The following is a 13,897-nucleotide window of genomic DNA, read 5'->3' on the forward strand; positions in this document are numbered from 1 at the left end:
CTTAAACCTTGAACTGGTTGATCAGGCGGCGCTGCTGCTCGGCCAGCTTGGTCAGTTCGGCGCTGGCCTGGCTGGCCTCATCTGCACCGCTGGCCACTTCGTTGGCCACCTGGCCGATATTGCTGACGTTGCGGTTGATGTCTTCGGCCACCGCGCTCTGCTCCTCGGCCGCGCTGGCGATCTGGGTGTTCATGTCGTTGATCACCGACACGGCCTGGGTAATTGATTGCAGCGCCGTGGCCGCCTGGTTGGCCTGCTGCACGCTGATCTCGGTCTTGCTTTGGCTGTCCTCCATCACCTTCACCACCTCACGGGTGCCGTGCTGCAGCTGCTGGATCATGCTCTGGATTTCTTCGGTGGCCTGCTGGGTTTTTTGCGCCAGGTTGCGCACCTCGTCGGCCACCACGGCAAAGCCACGGCCCTGTTCGCCGGCACGCGCGGCCTCGATGGCGGCGTTGAGTGCGAGCAGGTTGGTCTGCTCGGCGATACCGCGAATCGCCACCAGAATGGCGTTGATGTTTTCGCTGTCCTTGGCCAGGGTCTGCACCACGGTCACCGCGCGGCCGATTTCCTCGGCCAGGGCGGCAATCGCATCGGCGGTGTGCTGTACGGTCTGTCTGCCCTGATTGGCCGCCTGGTCCGCGTGATTGGCTGCTTCGGCCGCATGGGTGGCGTTGCGCGCCACATCCTGGGCGGTGGCGGTCATCTGGTGCACGGCGGTGGCGACCATCTCGATCTCCGAGAGCTGCTTCTGTACCCCCTGGTTGGTGCGGATGGCGATGTCTGCGGTGTGTTCGGATGAGTCGCTGACCTTCTGCACCGAGCCGACCACCTGGGTGATCATGCTTTGCAGCTTGCCCAGGAAGGTGTTGAAGCCCTTGGCGATATCGCCCAGTTCGTCCGCGCGGTCGACCTGCAGGCGTCGGGTGAGGTCGCCGTCGCCCTGGGCGATATCGTCGAGCATGGCCACCATGCGCTTCAGCGGCTGGGCAATGCCGCGACTGACCAGCCAGATCAGCAGCAGGCCAAGCGCGGCAATCAGCAGACCGACCAGGGTCATGTTCAGAGTGTCGGCCTGGCGCTGGGCACTCAGGTCGTTGTGCAACAGTTGCAGTTCGGCCATCACCGTATCGAGCGGCAGCACCAGCATCAGGGTCCAGCGCGCCGAGGTGTTGCCGACGGCGAAGGACAGAAACAGTTCGATATGGCTGTCGGCGGAATCGGTTGCATGGTCGGTGTCATAGATGATCTGCCCGGGAACCAGGCTCTTGAGGTTGTCCAGTTCGTTGGCGTCGAGCAGCTCGGTGGCCGGGCTGCCGAGTTTGTCGGGTGCCTGGGTCGAGGCGATCAGGCGGCCGTTGTTGGAGATCAGCGAGATCTCGCCGGCACCGTCATAGAGCTGGCGGTCGGCATTGACCAACAGCTCCTGGATAAAGTTGACCGCCAGATCGGCTCCGACCATGCCCATAAACTGCTCATCGACCAGGATCGGGCTGACGAAGGAGGCCAGCATCACTGTCTTGCCGCCCATTTCGTAAGGCGCAGGATCGGTCACGCAGGCCTGTTTATTGTCCCTCGGGCACAGGTAGTACTCGCCGGCGCGCACGCCGGTGGGCAGCAGTTTTTCATCTTCCAGATCATTCAGGCGGTCCAGGGCCAGGCTGCCATCGTCGTTGCGGTACCACCAGGGCACGAAACGCCCGGCGTCGGACATGCCCGGCTGCTGGCTGCCGGCATAGATGTCGTCGCTGTTGTCAAAGGCGTTGGGTTCCCAGCCGATGTAGGTGCTCAGCAGTTTGGGGTGCTGGACCAGGGTTTCGCGGGCCAGGTTGAGCATTTCCTCGCGGCTGACCGAGAGCAGGGCGCTTCCGTCGGCTCCGGTAACGCCCAGCAGGCGGTTGCTATTGGCCAGCTCGGCGGTAATCGCCAGCGGGTATTCCAGCTCGCGCTGGATCTGCAGGACCTGGGTCTGGGCCAGGGCGCTCAGGCGCTGCTCGATAAGCTGTTCGAGCAATCCCTGGGTGCGTGCCTGGGTCAGAGCCTGGGTGCGGTCGCTGGCATACAGGGCGTAGAAGATCAGGGCGGCGACTATGGCGAGGATGCAGGCTCCGGCCAGGGTGGCAATGGTGGTCTGGATCGAACGAAAGTTCATGGATACTCCACGCGTGAAAGCAAGGCCGGTAATGGCTTATCGGCCGGGGCGGAGATAATCCTTAATCGCCGTATGTATTTAGGTTTTATTGCCGTCTTATCTGCCCCGCGATAAGGGCCAGATAGATCCTATAGTTCGCTTGCCGGCATAGAGCAAGTTAGTGGTTGTTCGCCCGGGGGCGGCGGCCTAGGATGTAGCGGTTCTCTCAAGGAGTTTTACCATGGCCAAATTGTTATCCATTAGCGCTCTGAGCGCGGCCCTGTTGCTGGCAGGATGCCAGGCGGTGAATACCACCAGCGGTGGCGCTGTGGGGGTCGAACGCAAGCAGTACATGTTCAGCATGCTGTCGTCCCAGGAAGTTAATCAGATGTATGCCCAGTCCTATAAGCAGACGCTGGGTGAGGCATCGAGCAAGGGGGTGCTGGACAAGACCAGCCCGAATGCCAAGCGTCTTCAGGCGATCGCCAGTCGGCTGATCAAGCAGGCTCCGCGTTTCCGCCCCGATGCCGCGCAGTGGCAGTGGGAAGTCAATCTGATCAAGAGCCCCGAACTGAATGCCAACTGCGGGCCGGGCGGCAAGATCATCTTCTACAGCGGGATCATCGAGAAGCTGCAGCTCAGCGACGATGAAATCGCCGCGATCATGGGCCATGAAATGGCCCATGCCCTGCGCGAGCACAGCCGCGAGGCGATGTCCCGGGCCTATGGCGTGGCGCTGGCCAAGCAGGGCGCGGGTGCCTTGCTCGGCCTGGGCGAGGGCGGTATGGCCATGGCCGATACCGTGGCGCAGTACAGCCTGACCTTGCCCAACAGCCGGGGTAACGAGAACGAGGCCGATCTGCTGGGCTTGGAACTGGCGGCGCGTGCCGGCTACAACCCCAATGCGGCCGTCAGCCTGTGGCAGAAGATGGCGCGGGCTGGTGGCGGCGCACCGCCTGAGTTTATGAGTACTCACCCTTCGTCGGACCACCGGATCACGGCCTTGCAGGCCGCTATCCCCAAGGTGATGCCGCTCTACGAACAGGCGCGTTAAACCGACCGCAGTCGTAATAAAGCCCTCTGATGAGGGCTTTATTTTTTGTGCTTTACGTAGGCTTAGGGCAGGGCCTTGGCGGCAAAAGGCTGCGTGGCCAGACCGAGCTGCGAGCGGAAGCTCTCCATGTCGAACATGGTGCAGATTTCCTGGATTTCGTTGGCCGGGTTGAGGGTCCAGAAGGCCATGGCCGAGATGCTCAGGATCTTGTCGCTCGGTGGGTAACCCAGGGCGGGCTTCTGGATGGTGCCGATCAGGGTGCTCCAGGTGACCACCTTGTAGTCTTCGGCAATGCATTCCTCGATCACCACCTGCAGGTCGGGCATGGCGTGGCGGATGTCGAGCACCATCTCGATGAAGGCCGGGCTGCTGAGCGGGCGGCCGATAAAGGAGCTTTTGTAGAGAAAATCCCTGCTGTGCAGCTGTTCCGCCAAGGCCAGGCGGCCTTTGTTCCACGACAGATCGATATGGTGGCGTACCACCTTTTTCCGGTCATCCAGCGACATGTTTGTCTCCCTGACTGCTGGCTATGGTGAGCAACATTCGGCGCACTTTAGCAGCGTCAGGGGATATTCCGATTGGCCGAAACGCCAGTGAGGTGGCGTCAGGCTATTGTCATGCCAGGCCGCTAAAGACGAGTGCCTGATAGCCGGCATACAGGGCCAGGGCTGCAAAGGCTGCTGCGGCCAGGCGGCGAATCAGGGTCAGGGGTAGGCGTTCGGCGGCGAAGTTGCCGGCCAGTACCACTGGCACGTTGGCGACCAGCATGCCCAGGGTGGTGCCGAGTACCACCAGCAGGAAGTGCGGGTATTGCGCCGCCAGCATCACCGTGGCGACCTGGGTCTTGTCGCCCATCTCCGCAAGGAAGAAGGCAATCAGGGTGGTCAGGAACGGGCCGTAGCGCTTGAAGCTGGAGCTTTCGTCGTCATCCAGTTTGTCGGGAATCAGGGTCCACAGAGCCACCGCAACAAAGCTGGCGGCGAGCACCCAGCTCAGCGTGGCGGGGGAGAAGAAACCGGCGACCCAGTTGCCCATCGCACCGGCGAGGAAGTGGTTGGCCAGGGTGGCGACCACGATGCCGCTGATGATCGGCCAGGGTTTGCGAAAGCGCGCGGCCAAAAGCAGGGCGAGCAGTTGCGTCTTGTCGCCAATTTCGGCCAGGGCAACGATAAAGGTTGGAACAAACAGGGATTCGAGCATCAGGCTTTCCTAAAGGGGCGGGTTGACATGGCTATGACACGTACAGCCTTCCCGCCCCGGGTAAGGTGTGCGTGTCATAGGTCTGGTCAAACCGCAGGCCCCTCTGAGTGGGCCTTGGGTCGCACGCGCCATGCTCTGCGGAGCAAGTATGTTGACGGGTGCCGGGCGAGCTGGCGCTCGCGGGAGACTACTCCCCTAGGACGGGCGCATTCTGCCCGCTAGTTGGGTATTGGGCAAGTCAGTTTTTTACCGCGCGGTAGATGCGAAAGCCCTTGGCATCGGCCAGGGTCTGGCAGGGGCCGAGGTATTGCTCGATCAGCGGCGGGTATTTGAGGAAGCTGTTGGCCACCAGGCGCAGTTCGCCCTTGGCCTGCAGGTGCCGGCTGGCCTGGCGCAGCAGGTGTTCGGTGGCCTGGTAGTGGGTATGCACGCCCTGATGGAAGGGCGGGTTGCTGAGGATGGCGCTCAGACCCGTGGGGGCGGCATCGATGCCGTCGCCGCTGATCACCTCGGCCTGCAGGCCATTGGCGGCCAGGGTCAGGCGGCTGCTCTCGACGGCAAAGGCGTCGACATCCAGCAGGGTGATCTGGCTGTCCGGGTAGCGCCGTTTCAGGGTCGCGCCGAGCACCCCGGCTCCGCAGCCGAAGTCCAGCAGATGCCCGCTTGGCAGGTTGTCCAGATGCTCCAGCAGCAGGGCGCTGCCGACATCCAGGCGGCCGTGGCTGAAAACCCCGGGCAGGCTGATCACCGTCAGCGGCCCGTCGCTAAGCGGCAGTTGATAGCGTTGCGCCAGGCTGTGCAGATCGGGCACTGCCGGGGGCTGGGTCACCCGTACCTGCCAGAGCTGGCAATGGCGGGCGCTGTCGAGCTTGCGCGCCTGGCCGAAGGCGCTCAGGTGTTTGGCGGCGCGCTCGATACCGCCGCGTTTTTCGCCGACCAGAAACAGCTCGCGCCCGTCCAGGCGCGCCGCCAGGGCATTGAGCAGGTATTCGCTCAGTTCGCGGGATTTCGGCAGAAACAGCACGGCTGCCTGGAAGTCGCGCTCGCCAGGCTGGGTGCCGAAGTGGCAGCGCCCGGCAAAGCGCGTTTCCAGCAGGCTTTGTTCGCCGGCGTGCCAGCTCCAGCCATGGGCCTCGGGCAGCTGGCCGAGCAGGTCGTCGGCCGGCAGGCCGGCAAGCAATAGCGGGCCCTTGAACAGTTCAGCCTGGCGCAGCAGTACTTCGCTTCGCGGGTCCATGGGTGCTCCTCGAAAAAAGTCGCGTAGCTTAGGGTCTGTTGCCGTTTCAGCGCAAACCGCGTTGAAACGGCAACAGACCCTAGTTGACTACACGTATGGCTGCGCCGTTGAAGAATGCTAAAGCGTTTTCGCTTATCTGCGCGACGATGCGCTGGCGGGCCTCGCGGCTGCCCCAGGCGCTGTGCGGGGTGATGATCAGGCGCGGGATATCGGCGGCGAGCAGCGGGTTGTCGTCCTGCGGCGGCTCCTGGGTCAGCACGTCAGTGGCGGCACCTCCCAGATGGCCGGCGCGCAGGGCGTCGGCCAGGGCCTGTTCGTTGATCAGGCCGCCGCGGGCGGTATTGATGACAAACGCCGTGGCTTTCATCAGGCTGAGTTCGCGGGCACCGATCAGATTCAGGGTGTCGCGGTTTAGCGGGCAGTGCAGGGTCAGGGCATCGACCTGCGGCAGCAACTCATCCAGCGGCAAACGGTCTGCCCGTGGTGGGCGGCCCGGCAACTGACCGAGCAGCACGCGCATGCCGAAGGCTTCGGCCAGTCTGGCCACCGCGCTGCCCAGTTCGCCGTGGCCGAGCAGGCCGAGGGTCTTGCCATGCAGCTCGATGATCGGGTGGTCGAGCAGGCAGAACTGCGACGACTGCTGCCAGCGGCCGGCGCGCACATCCTGCTGGTAGTCGGGCAGGCGGGTGGCCAGGGCGAGCAACAGCATCAGGGTATGTTGCGCCACCGAAGGCGTGCCGTAGCCCTGGCAGTTGCACACGGCCACGCCGTGGGCGCGGGCGGCAGCCAGGTCGAAGGGGTTGGTGCCGGTGGCGGCGACCAGTACCAGCCTGAGGTCGGGGCAGGCGGCAAATACCTCGGCGTCGAGGGGCACCTTGTTGCTGATGGCCACCTGAGCGCCCTGCAGGCGTTCGATGGCCTCGGCCTTGCTGCTCTGTGGGTACAGCTGCAGCTCGGCAAAGCATTGTTCCAGGGCTGAAAGATCGAGGTCGCCCAAGTCGAGGGAGCTGTGGTCGAGAAATACCGCGCGGGGACTGTTGCTCATCAGCTGTATCTATCCTGCAGGTCGGGGCTGGGGGTAATGTGGCGAGCCTAGCAGAATCATTTCGACACGCGGAGTCGCCCCCATGTACTGGACTGAGTTTTTAGCTGTGGCCCTGATCCACCTGCTGGCGGTGGCCAGTCCAGGGCCGGATTTCGCCATTGTGGTGCGCGAAAGTGTCGCCCATGGGCGGCGTGCCGGCATCTTCAGTGCGATAGGCGTGGGCTGCGGGATCTTTATCCATGTGGCCTATTCACTGCTGGGCATCGGCCTGATCGTGTCGCAGTCGATCGTGCTGTTCAATGCCCTGAAGTGGCTGGCCGCTGCTTATCTGCTGTATATCGGCATCAAGGCGCTGCGCGCCAAGCCGGCCCGTCCAGATGAGGCCGAGCTGAGCCTGGGTGCGGGCGTGCGTTCGCCTCGCGCCGCCTTTGTCGCCGGCTTTGTGACCAATGGTCTGAACCCCAAGGCCACGCTGTTCTTCCTCTCGCTGTTTACCGTGGTGATCAACCCGCATACGCCGCTGCCGGTGCAGGCGGGCTACGGGGTTTATCTGGCCGTGGCGACCGCGCTGTGGTTCTGCATGGTCGCGCAACTGTTCAGTCACCAGCGAGTACGCGCCGGTTTCGCACGCATGGGGCACTGGTTCGACCGTTTGATGGGCACCGTGCTGGTGGGGCTGGGCGTCAAACTGGCTTTTACTGAGTTGCGCTAAGCGAGCCGCTGAAACAAAAACGCCCCGCATTTGCGGGGCGTTTTTTGTAGTACACAACCTGTTCAGTCGTCTTTGCCTTTGCTGCGCATAGCCCGCTGCACTTCGCGGTCGGCGTCGCGTTCCTTCTCGGTGTGGCGCTTGTCGAAGTCCTTCTTGCCCTTGGCCAGGGCGATCTCGCACTTGATCAAGTGCGCTTTCCAGTAAATCGACAACGCCACGCAGGCATAGCCCTTCTGCTGTACGGCACTGAACAGCTTGTCCAGTTCGCGTTTGTTCAGCAGCAGTTTGCGGGTGCGCGTCGGGTCGGCGATCACGTGGGTGCTGGCCGTCTTCAGGGGGGTGATGTGGCAGCCCATCAGCCAGGCTTCGCCGTCTTTAAGCAGCACGTAGCTGTCGACCAGCTGGGCCTTGCCGGCGCGCAGACTTTTCACTTCCCAGCCGGCCAGGACCAAGCCTGCCTCGAACCTGGATTCGACGAAGTAGTCGTGCATCGCCTTCTTGTTCTGGGCGATGGTGCCTTGCGGATGTTTCTTTTGTTTAGCCATAGGGCGCGCATTATAGGGAGTCAGTGGCGCGGGCGCCATGTGCTGAGCAGGGCAAAACGCGGGATTGCGCTCGTCATGGCTACTGGCTATTTCGGCTGCGCTTGAGCCATTCCGGGTAATCCCCGACAATGCGCGACCTTTTGCAAGCAGAGCGGGCTAGCCGAACATGGCGAACGACAAGGTCTCGATACACGGTGCCTGGGCCAGCCGGTGGGTTTTCATTCTTGCCGCGACCGGCTCGGCCGTCGGCCTGGGCAATATCTGGAAATTCCCCTACATGACCGGGATGTACGGCGGCGGTGCCTTCGTGGCCATGTACCTGCTGTGCATCGTGCTGGTCGGGGTGCCGATCATGCTGGCGGAAACCCTGATCGGTCGCCGTGGCCGGCAGAGCCCGGTCAACGCCATGAAGAGTCTGGCACTCGAAGCGGGTGCATCGAAGCACTGGTCGCTGGCGGCGCTGGTCGGGCTGGTGGCGGCCTTGCTGATTCTGTCCTTTTACAGTGTGGTGGCCGGCTGGTCGCTGGATTACATCTTCGGCATGGGCCGTGGTGATTTCCGCGGGATCAGCGCCGAGGGGGCGGGAGCCGCCTTCGGTGGTCTGACCAACGATCCCTGGCGGCTGACCCTGTGGCACAGCCTGTTTATGCTGGTGACCGCCATCGTTATCGGCAAGGGTGTGGTGGCCGGTCTGGAGCGCAGCCTGCGAATCATGATGCCGCTGCTGTTCGTGCTGTTGCTGGTGCTGCTCGGCTATAGCCTGACCACCGGGCATTTTATGCAGGGCTTTGATTTCCTCTTCCACTTCGACCCGAGCAAGGTGCAGGACGGTATTCTCGCGGCCATGGGCCATGCCTTCTTCACCCTCAGCGTCGGTGTGGGCTCGATCATGGTCTATGGCTCCTATATGCCGAAGAACGCCTCGATCGGCAGCACGGTCATCGCCGTTGGTCTGCTCGATACCCTGGTGGCCCTGACGGCCGGTCTGGCGCTGTTCCCCATCGTTTTTGCCGCAGGTCTGGAGCCGGGTGGCGGTCCTGGGTTGATGTTCGTGACCCTGCCCATCGCCTTCGGCACTATCGCCTTCGGTCAGATCATGGGCCTGGTGTTCTTCGTTCTGGTGGCGATAGCGGCCTGGAGTTCGTCGATCTCCATGCTCGAGCCGGCGGTGGCTTACTTTGTCGAGCGCAGCGGGCGCAGCCGGGCGCTGGTAACCAGTGTGCTGGCGCTGTTCTGCTGGGTAGTCGGTATGGGCACTGTGCTGTCGTTCAATATCGGTGCAGAGGCCAAGTTCTTCGTCTTTGCCGAGGACGGTTTCCACCTCTACCAGTGGGGTGTCGAAGGCGGGCGCAACTTCTTCGATAGCATCGATTACCTGACTAGCCGCATCCTGTTGCCCCTGGGCGGCCTGGCTTTTGCTCTGTTCGCCGGCTGGGCGATGAACCGCGAGGCGGTACGCGACGAGCTGGCGATCAAGAGTCCCCTGTTGTTCAATCTGCTCTACTGGCTGGTGCGCGTTGTCGCCCCTGTTGGCGTATTGATCGTCTTTATTGCGGAGTTGAGCAAGTGACAGCCTGCTACCTGAGTGAAACCATAGCGTTATGAGCACCCATATTCAGCGTTCGGCTTTACTGCCTTATCCGGCCCAGGCGCTTTTCGACCTGGTCAACGATGTCGCCAGCTATCCGCAGTTTCTGCCCTGGTGTTCGGCCAGCGAGGTGCTGGAGGTCAGCGAGACCCACATGCGCGCCAGCCTGGCGGTGGCCAAGGGCGGCCTGAGCCAGCGCTTTGTGACCGCCAACACGCTGGTGTCTGGCGAGCTGATCAGGCTGACCCTGGTCGAGGGACCGTTCACCCAGTTGCATGGGCATTGGGAATTCAAGGCCCTGGGTGACAAGGCCTGCAAGATCAGCCTGGATCTGACCTTCGATTATGCCGGCCCGCTGGTACGTGCGACCCTCGGACCGTTGTTCAATCAGGCGACCAACACCCTGGTCGATGCCTTCTGTCAAAGGGCCAAGCAGCTGTATGGATAAGCAGAGCATTGTGGTCGAAGTGGTCTATGCCCTGGCCGACAAGCAGAAGTTGCTGCGCCTGAGCCTGCCGCACGGCACCACGGTGCGCCAGGCAGCGCTGCAGTCGGGAATGCAGGCCCACTTCCCGGATCTGGATTTGCAGAACAGTCCGCTGGGTATCTTCGGCAAGGCGGTCGCCAAGCCCGATGAGCGTGTGCTGGAGGACGGCGAGCGGGTGGAGATCTATCGTCCGCTGATCGCCGATCCGAAAGAGGTGCGCAAACAACGCGCGGCCAAGGCGGCCAAAGCCAAGGCCGGCGACGAAGAGGCGTAGCGAGCGGTTTGCCGCGCACAAAAAAGCCCGGAAGTGTCCGGGCTTTTTTCTGTGTTGCCGTTACTGCGGGCTGGTTTCCAGCGGTTCCGGGGTCGGTACCGGGACGCTCTGCACGCTGTCGACTTCACGCTGGATCTGTTCCAGCAACGAACCGGGGGCCGGCTTGTCTTCGACTGCCGGACGCGGCGTGGCGGGTGCTGTGGTCACGCCGCTGTCTTCGCCGAGGATGGCCTGATCGCGGCTGACGCCGGGCATAAAGTCACCGGACAGGCCCACCAGCTGGTCATCGGCGCTGAAGTTGACGCTGATGCGTTCCTGCAGGCGCTGTCCGCCACCAGGCTGGATGCTGTACAGGTAGTCCCAGCGATTGGTGTGGAAGGTGTCGGTGAGCAGTGGGTTACCCATGATAAACCGCACTTGCCGGCGGGTCATTCCCGGGCGCAACTGGTCTATCATGTCTTGCGTTACGACATTGCCCTGTTGGATGTCGATTTTATAAACCCCGGGGAATGAACAACCGGCGAGTGCGAGTAGCCCTGTAAGGGTAAGGCTGGTCAGCAGGAGTTTGGTTTTTTGCATCGGTGGGCGACTTCCACTATCTTGGCTGGGCAATATAACCCCGGATCATACCCGCAATAAAGGAAGCTGCGAAGCCGCTTCCGTGAGAAAGCAGACCATGGTTGAAAATAGCGAACTACGCAAGGCTGGCCTGAAAGTGACCCTGCCACGGGTCAAGATTCTGCAAATGCTCGACTCCGCCGGTCAGCGTCACATGAGTGCAGAGGATGTTTACAAGGCACTGATGGAGGCGGGCGATGACGTGGGGCTGGCCACCGTCTATCGCGTGTTGACCCAGTTCGAGGCCGCGGGTCTGGTGGTGCGACACAACTTTGATGGCGGCCACGCCGTGTTCGAATTGGCCGACGGTGGTCATCACGATCATATGGTCTGTGTCGATTCGGGCGAGGTGATCGAGTTTTTCGATGTCGAGATCGAAAAACGTCAGAAAGAAATCGTCAAAGAGCACGGTTTCGAGCTGGTCGATCACAACCTTGTGCTCTATGTGCGCAAGAAAACCTGATTGACTGCTGCATGACAAAGGCGACCCTAGGGTCGCCTTTGTGCTTTCTGCGGTCTGTTCGATCAGGCCTGGACGCTACCAACCATCTGCCGCGCATGGGCCAGGGATTCTTCGGTGAGGTCGACGCCGCCGAGCATGCGGGCGATTTCCTCGACCCGCTGCGTGGCGCTTAGCTTGCTCACGGCGGTGCGGGTGGCGTCGCTGTCACGCGCCTTGTGTACGAACAGGTGCTGGTGTCCTTGCGCGGCGACTTGCGGCAAGTGGGTGACGGTCAGTACCTGGCCACGCTCGCCGAGGCGGCGCAGCAGCTGGCCGACCACTTCGGCGGTGGGGCCGCCGATGCCCACATCCACTTCGTCGAAGACCAGGGTGGGTACCCGCGAGGTTTGCGCGGTGATCACCTGAATCGCCAGGCTGATGCGCGACAGTTCACCGCCCGAGGCGACCTTGGCCAGGGCCTTCAACGGCTGGCCTGGGTTGGCGCTGACCAGGAATTCCAGCTGCTCCAGGCCGTTGGGGTGCGGCTCGTTGCTGGGGTTGGCGCTCAGCTTGATACTGAAACGCCCGCCGGGCATGCCCAGGTTCTGCATTTCCAGTTCCACCGCTGCGGCCAGTGCGCTGGCGGCCTTGTTGCGCAGTGCGCTGAGTTCCGTGGCCTTTTCCTGGTAATGACGCTCGAAGGCACCGAGCTCTTCGCTCAGGCGTTCGGCGGCCTGGTCGTCGGCGTTGAGGCTTTCCAGCTCTTCGAACAGTTGCTGCTGCATGGCGATCAGCTCACCGGGCTGAATACGGTGCTTGCGCGCCAGGGTGTAGATCGCGTCCAGGCGCTCTTCCATCTGTTGCAGGCGCTCGGGGTCGGCGTCGAAGTGGTCGAGAAAGCGGTTCAGCTCGCCGACCGCTTCTTCTACCTGGATCTGCGCGCTGGCCAGCAGGTTGGTGGCTTCGCTCAAGGCTCCGGGCTGGCCCTGGAAGGCACCGAGGCGATTAAGGCTGCTGGTTAGCGCCGAGAGTACGTTGCCGGCGTCATTCTCGCTGCATTGCTCAATCACCAGGCGACAGGCGCTGAGCAGGCTTTCGGCGTTGGTCAGGTTCTTGTGTTCCTGCTCCAGGTTGTCCAGCTCGTTCTCGCCGAGGGCCAGATTGTCGAGCTCTTCAAGCTGATAGCTGAGTAGTTGGTGGCGTGCGCGCTGCTCGTCGCCGATGCTGGAGATGCGTTGCAGTTCGCTCTTGGTCTGTTTCCAGCGTTGGGCGGCCAGTTGCACCTGGCGCGCCAGTTCCTGGCAGCCGGCGTATTCGTCGAGCAGACGGCGGTGGGTGTCGGCCTTGAGCAGCGACTGGTGTTCGTGCTGGTTGTGGATATCGATCAAGCGCTCGCCCAGGGCCTTGAGGTCACCCTGAGGGCAGGGCGCGCCATTGATATAGCCGCGCGAGCGGCCTTCGGCGGTGATCACGCGACGCAGGATGCACGGGCCGTCGTTGTCCAGATCGCGCTCGGCCAGCCAGGCGCGCGCTTCGGGAATGTCGCTCAGGTCGAAGCTGGCGAGAATATCCGCCTTGTCTGCGCCGGGGCGCACCACGCCGCTGTCGGCGCGGTCACCCAGACACAGGCCTAGGGCGTCGAGCATGATCGACTTGCCGGCACCGGTTTCGCCGCTGATCACGCTCATGCCGGCGTCCAGTTCCAGATCAAGATGTTCAACGATGGCGTAGTTGTGTACGGACAGGTGCACCAGCATGGTGAGGCCTCCCAGGTAATAGGTGTGGATATTTATACAGTGTTTGTCGGCCGACTGACAATCCGCCTTTGATCCTTGAAAGCCTGAAATTTGTCCCCATATAGCGGTCAGACACGTGGGTTTAGGTCCGCGTCGAATTTTTTGAGGAGAAACGCATGGCTGACGAACAGAACCAAGATATCCCGCTTCCTGACCCTGTTGTGGGTGCCGAAACGGCCTCTGGCGACGAGTTGGATGCGCGCATCCAGGTGCTGGAGGAAGAGCTGGCGCTCGCTCAGGACAAGGCCTTGCGCATGGCCGCCGATCTACAGAATGTGCGTCGTCGCGCCGAGCAGGATGTAGAAAAAGCGCACAAGTTCGCTCTGGAGAAATTTGCCAACGACCTGCTGCCGGTGATTGATAGCCTGGAGCGTGGTCTTGAACTGTCCAGTCCGGATGATGAGGCGATCAAGGCCGTACGTGAGGGCATGGAACTGACCCTCAAGCTGTTCAGTGACACCCTCAAGCGCCACCAGTTGGAAGCCATTGACCCGCACGGCGCGCCGTTCAACGCCGAACACCATCAGGCGATGGCGATGCAGGAAAGCACCAACGTCGAGCCTAACAGTGTGCTCAAGGTGTTCCAGAAGGGCTACATGCTCAATGGTCGCCTGTTGCGCCCGGCCATGGTGGTGGTCAGCAAGGCACCGGTACAAGCGCCACCATCGATTGATGAGCAGGCTTGAAATTCGCCGCGCTGCCCCCATTAAAGAGTCAAGCGTTTTAGTGCTACCGCTGCTGACAACGATCAGCGGCGGGATTATCAAA

At 62.2% G+C, this 13,897-nt stretch carries 15 protein-coding genes and 1 pseudogene; 7 read left to right on the plus strand and 9 right to left on the minus strand.

Translation table 11 applies throughout. The annotated features are described in order from the left end of the window. Position 1 precedes the first annotated feature (1 nt). Together WMW70_RS22145 and WMW70_RS22150 are read right to left on the minus strand one after the other, a co-directional pair. Complete coding sequence (locus tag WMW70_RS22145) at positions 2-844, minus strand: methyl-accepting chemotaxis protein (protein ID WP_445942154.1); 843 nt, start codon at positions 842-844, stop codon at positions 2-4. 15 nt (positions 845-859) lie between these two features. Next, positions 860-2,152 (minus strand): annotated as a pseudogene (locus WMW70_RS22150) (HAMP domain-containing protein); the annotation flags it as partial. A gap of 220 nt (positions 2,153-2,372) precedes the next feature. Here WMW70_RS22150 and WMW70_RS15415 point away from each other — a divergent pair. Beyond that, positions 2,373-3,185 (plus strand): M48 family metallopeptidase, encoded by an 813-nt coding sequence (locus WMW70_RS15415; protein WP_341438343.1) that lies wholly within the window; start codon positions 2,373-2,375, stop codon positions 3,183-3,185. A 62-nt stretch (positions 3,186-3,247) separates the two neighbouring features. On the opposite strand, the gene WMW70_RS15420 is transcribed toward WMW70_RS15415, so the two are convergent. The 4 genes from WMW70_RS15420 to WMW70_RS15435 form a co-directional block, all read right to left on the minus strand. Next, a complete protein-coding gene (locus WMW70_RS15420; RefSeq protein ID WP_341438344.1) occupies positions 3,248-3,691 on the minus strand; it encodes an ester cyclase in 444 nt (147 codons plus the stop codon). A gap of 109 nt (positions 3,692-3,800) precedes the next feature. Next, positions 3,801-4,385 carry a TMEM165/GDT1 family protein gene (locus WMW70_RS15425; RefSeq protein ID WP_341438345.1) on the minus strand — a complete coding sequence of 195 codons (585 nt, stop codon included), beginning with the start codon at positions 4,383-4,385 and terminating at the stop codon, positions 3,801-3,803. Positions 4,386-4,623: 238 nt separating this feature from the next. Further along, on the minus strand, positions 4,624-5,622 hold the full coding sequence (locus WMW70_RS15430; protein ID WP_341438346.1) for a class I SAM-dependent methyltransferase: 999 nt from the start codon (positions 5,620-5,622) through the stop codon (positions 4,624-4,626). Positions 5,623-5,701: 79 nt separating this feature from the next. Next, complete coding sequence (locus tag WMW70_RS15435; RefSeq protein ID WP_341438347.1) at positions 5,702-6,667, minus strand: 2-hydroxyacid dehydrogenase; 966 nt, start codon at positions 6,665-6,667, stop codon at positions 5,702-5,704. 82 nt (positions 6,668-6,749) lie between these two features. Here WMW70_RS15435 and WMW70_RS15440 point away from each other — a divergent pair, with 82 nt between their 5' ends. Beyond that, entirely contained in the window at positions 6,750-7,379 is a 630-nt protein-coding gene (locus WMW70_RS15440; RefSeq protein ID WP_341438348.1) for a LysE family translocator, read from the plus strand. Positions 7,380-7,441: 62 nt separating this feature from the next. On the opposite strand, the gene smpB is transcribed toward WMW70_RS15440, so the two are convergent. Beyond that, entirely contained in the window at positions 7,442-7,924 is a 483-nt protein-coding gene (smpB, locus tag WMW70_RS15445; RefSeq protein WP_341438349.1) for an SsrA-binding protein SmpB, read from the minus strand. A 166-nt stretch (positions 7,925-8,090) separates the two neighbouring features. On the opposite strand from smpB, the gene WMW70_RS15450 reads away from it, so the two are divergent. From WMW70_RS15450 to WMW70_RS15460, 3 genes are read left to right on the plus strand one after another with little or no spacing between them, the layout of a single operon-like run. Then, positions 8,091-9,494 (plus strand): sodium-dependent transporter, encoded by a 1,404-nt coding sequence (locus WMW70_RS15450; RefSeq protein ID WP_341438350.1) that lies wholly within the window; start codon positions 8,091-8,093, stop codon positions 9,492-9,494. A gap of 31 nt (positions 9,495-9,525) precedes the next feature. Next, positions 9,526-9,960 (plus strand): type II toxin-antitoxin system RatA family toxin, encoded by a 435-nt coding sequence (locus tag WMW70_RS15455; RefSeq protein WP_341438351.1) that lies wholly within the window; start codon positions 9,526-9,528, stop codon positions 9,958-9,960. Further along, the gene (locus WMW70_RS15460) at positions 9,953-10,273 is read left to right on the plus strand and encodes an RnfH family protein (protein ID WP_341438352.1); all 321 of its coding nucleotides are present in this window, start codon (positions 9,953-9,955) and stop codon (positions 10,271-10,273) included. The genes WMW70_RS15455 and WMW70_RS15460 overlap by 8 nt, the downstream gene beginning before the upstream one ends. A gap of 60 nt (positions 10,274-10,333) precedes the next feature. Here the strand turns inward: WMW70_RS15460 and WMW70_RS15465 are convergent, their stop codons facing one another. Next, on the minus strand, positions 10,334-10,852 hold the full coding sequence (locus WMW70_RS15465) for an outer membrane protein assembly factor BamE (protein ID WP_341438353.1): 519 nt from the start codon (positions 10,850-10,852) through the stop codon (positions 10,334-10,336). Positions 10,853-10,949: 97 nt separating this feature from the next. Between WMW70_RS15465 and fur the strand changes: the two genes are divergently transcribed. Then, positions 10,950-11,354: a ferric iron uptake transcriptional regulator gene (fur, locus tag WMW70_RS15470; protein ID WP_325503147.1), complete on the plus strand. Its 405-nt coding sequence runs from the start codon at positions 10,950-10,952 to the stop codon at positions 11,352-11,354. A 62-nt stretch (positions 11,355-11,416) separates the two neighbouring features. On the opposite strand, the gene recN is transcribed toward fur, so the two are convergent. Beyond that, a complete protein-coding gene (gene recN / locus WMW70_RS15475) occupies positions 11,417-13,090 on the minus strand; it encodes a DNA repair protein RecN (protein WP_341438354.1) in 1,674 nt (557 codons plus the stop codon). Between the two features lie 155 nt (positions 13,091-13,245). On the opposite strand from recN, the gene grpE reads away from it, so the two are divergent. Next, positions 13,246-13,815, plus strand: coding sequence for a nucleotide exchange factor GrpE (grpE, locus tag WMW70_RS15480; protein WP_341438355.1), 570 nt, complete (start codon positions 13,246-13,248; stop codon positions 13,813-13,815). The last annotated feature ends 82 nt before the right edge of the window (positions 13,816-13,897 follow it).

The organism is Pseudomonas sp. XK-1 (genome assembly GCF_038069885.1).
In the GTDB taxonomy this organism is placed as follows: Bacteria; Pseudomonadota; Gammaproteobacteria; order Pseudomonadales; family Pseudomonadaceae; genus Aquipseudomonas.

Coding starts and splice junctions, on each gene's coding strand:
- WMW70_RS22145 (WP_445942154.1), bottom strand. CDS start 844: ATGATCACCCAGGTGGTCGGCTCGGTGCAGAAGGTCAGCGACTCATCC.
- WMW70_RS15415 (WP_341438343.1), top strand. CDS start 2,373: ATGGCCAAATTGTTATCCATTAGCGCTCTGAGCGCGGCCCTGTTGCTG.
- WMW70_RS15420 (WP_341438344.1), bottom strand. CDS start 3,691: ATGTCGCTGGATGACCGGAAAAAGGTGGTACGCCACCATATCGATCTG.
- WMW70_RS15425 (WP_341438345.1), bottom strand. CDS start 4,385: ATGCTCGAATCCCTGTTTGTTCCAACCTTTATCGTTGCCCTGGCCGAA.
- WMW70_RS15430 (WP_341438346.1), bottom strand. CDS start 5,622: ATGGACCCGCGAAGCGAAGTACTGCTGCGCCAGGCTGAACTGTTCAAG.
- WMW70_RS15435 (WP_341438347.1), bottom strand. CDS start 6,667: ATGAGCAACAGTCCCCGCGCGGTATTTCTCGACCACAGCTCCCTCGAC.
- WMW70_RS15440 (WP_341438348.1), top strand. CDS start 6,750: ATGTACTGGACTGAGTTTTTAGCTGTGGCCCTGATCCACCTGCTGGCG.
- smpB (WP_341438349.1), bottom strand. CDS start 7,924: ATGGCTAAACAAAAGAAACATCCGCAAGGCACCATCGCCCAGAACAAG.
- WMW70_RS15450 (WP_341438350.1), top strand. CDS start 8,091: ATGGCGAACGACAAGGTCTCGATACACGGTGCCTGGGCCAGCCGGTGG.
- WMW70_RS15455 (WP_341438351.1), top strand. CDS start 9,526: ATGAGCACCCATATTCAGCGTTCGGCTTTACTGCCTTATCCGGCCCAG.
- WMW70_RS15460 (WP_341438352.1), top strand. CDS start 9,953: ATGGATAAGCAGAGCATTGTGGTCGAAGTGGTCTATGCCCTGGCCGAC.
- WMW70_RS15465 (WP_341438353.1), bottom strand. CDS start 10,852: ATGCAAAAAACCAAACTCCTGCTGACCAGCCTTACCCTTACAGGGCTA.
- fur (WP_325503147.1), top strand. CDS start 10,950: ATGGTTGAAAATAGCGAACTACGCAAGGCTGGCCTGAAAGTGACCCTG.
- recN (WP_341438354.1), bottom strand. CDS start 13,090: ATGCTGGTGCACCTGTCCGTACACAACTACGCCATCGTTGAACATCTT.
- grpE (WP_341438355.1), top strand. CDS start 13,246: ATGGCTGACGAACAGAACCAAGATATCCCGCTTCCTGACCCTGTTGTG.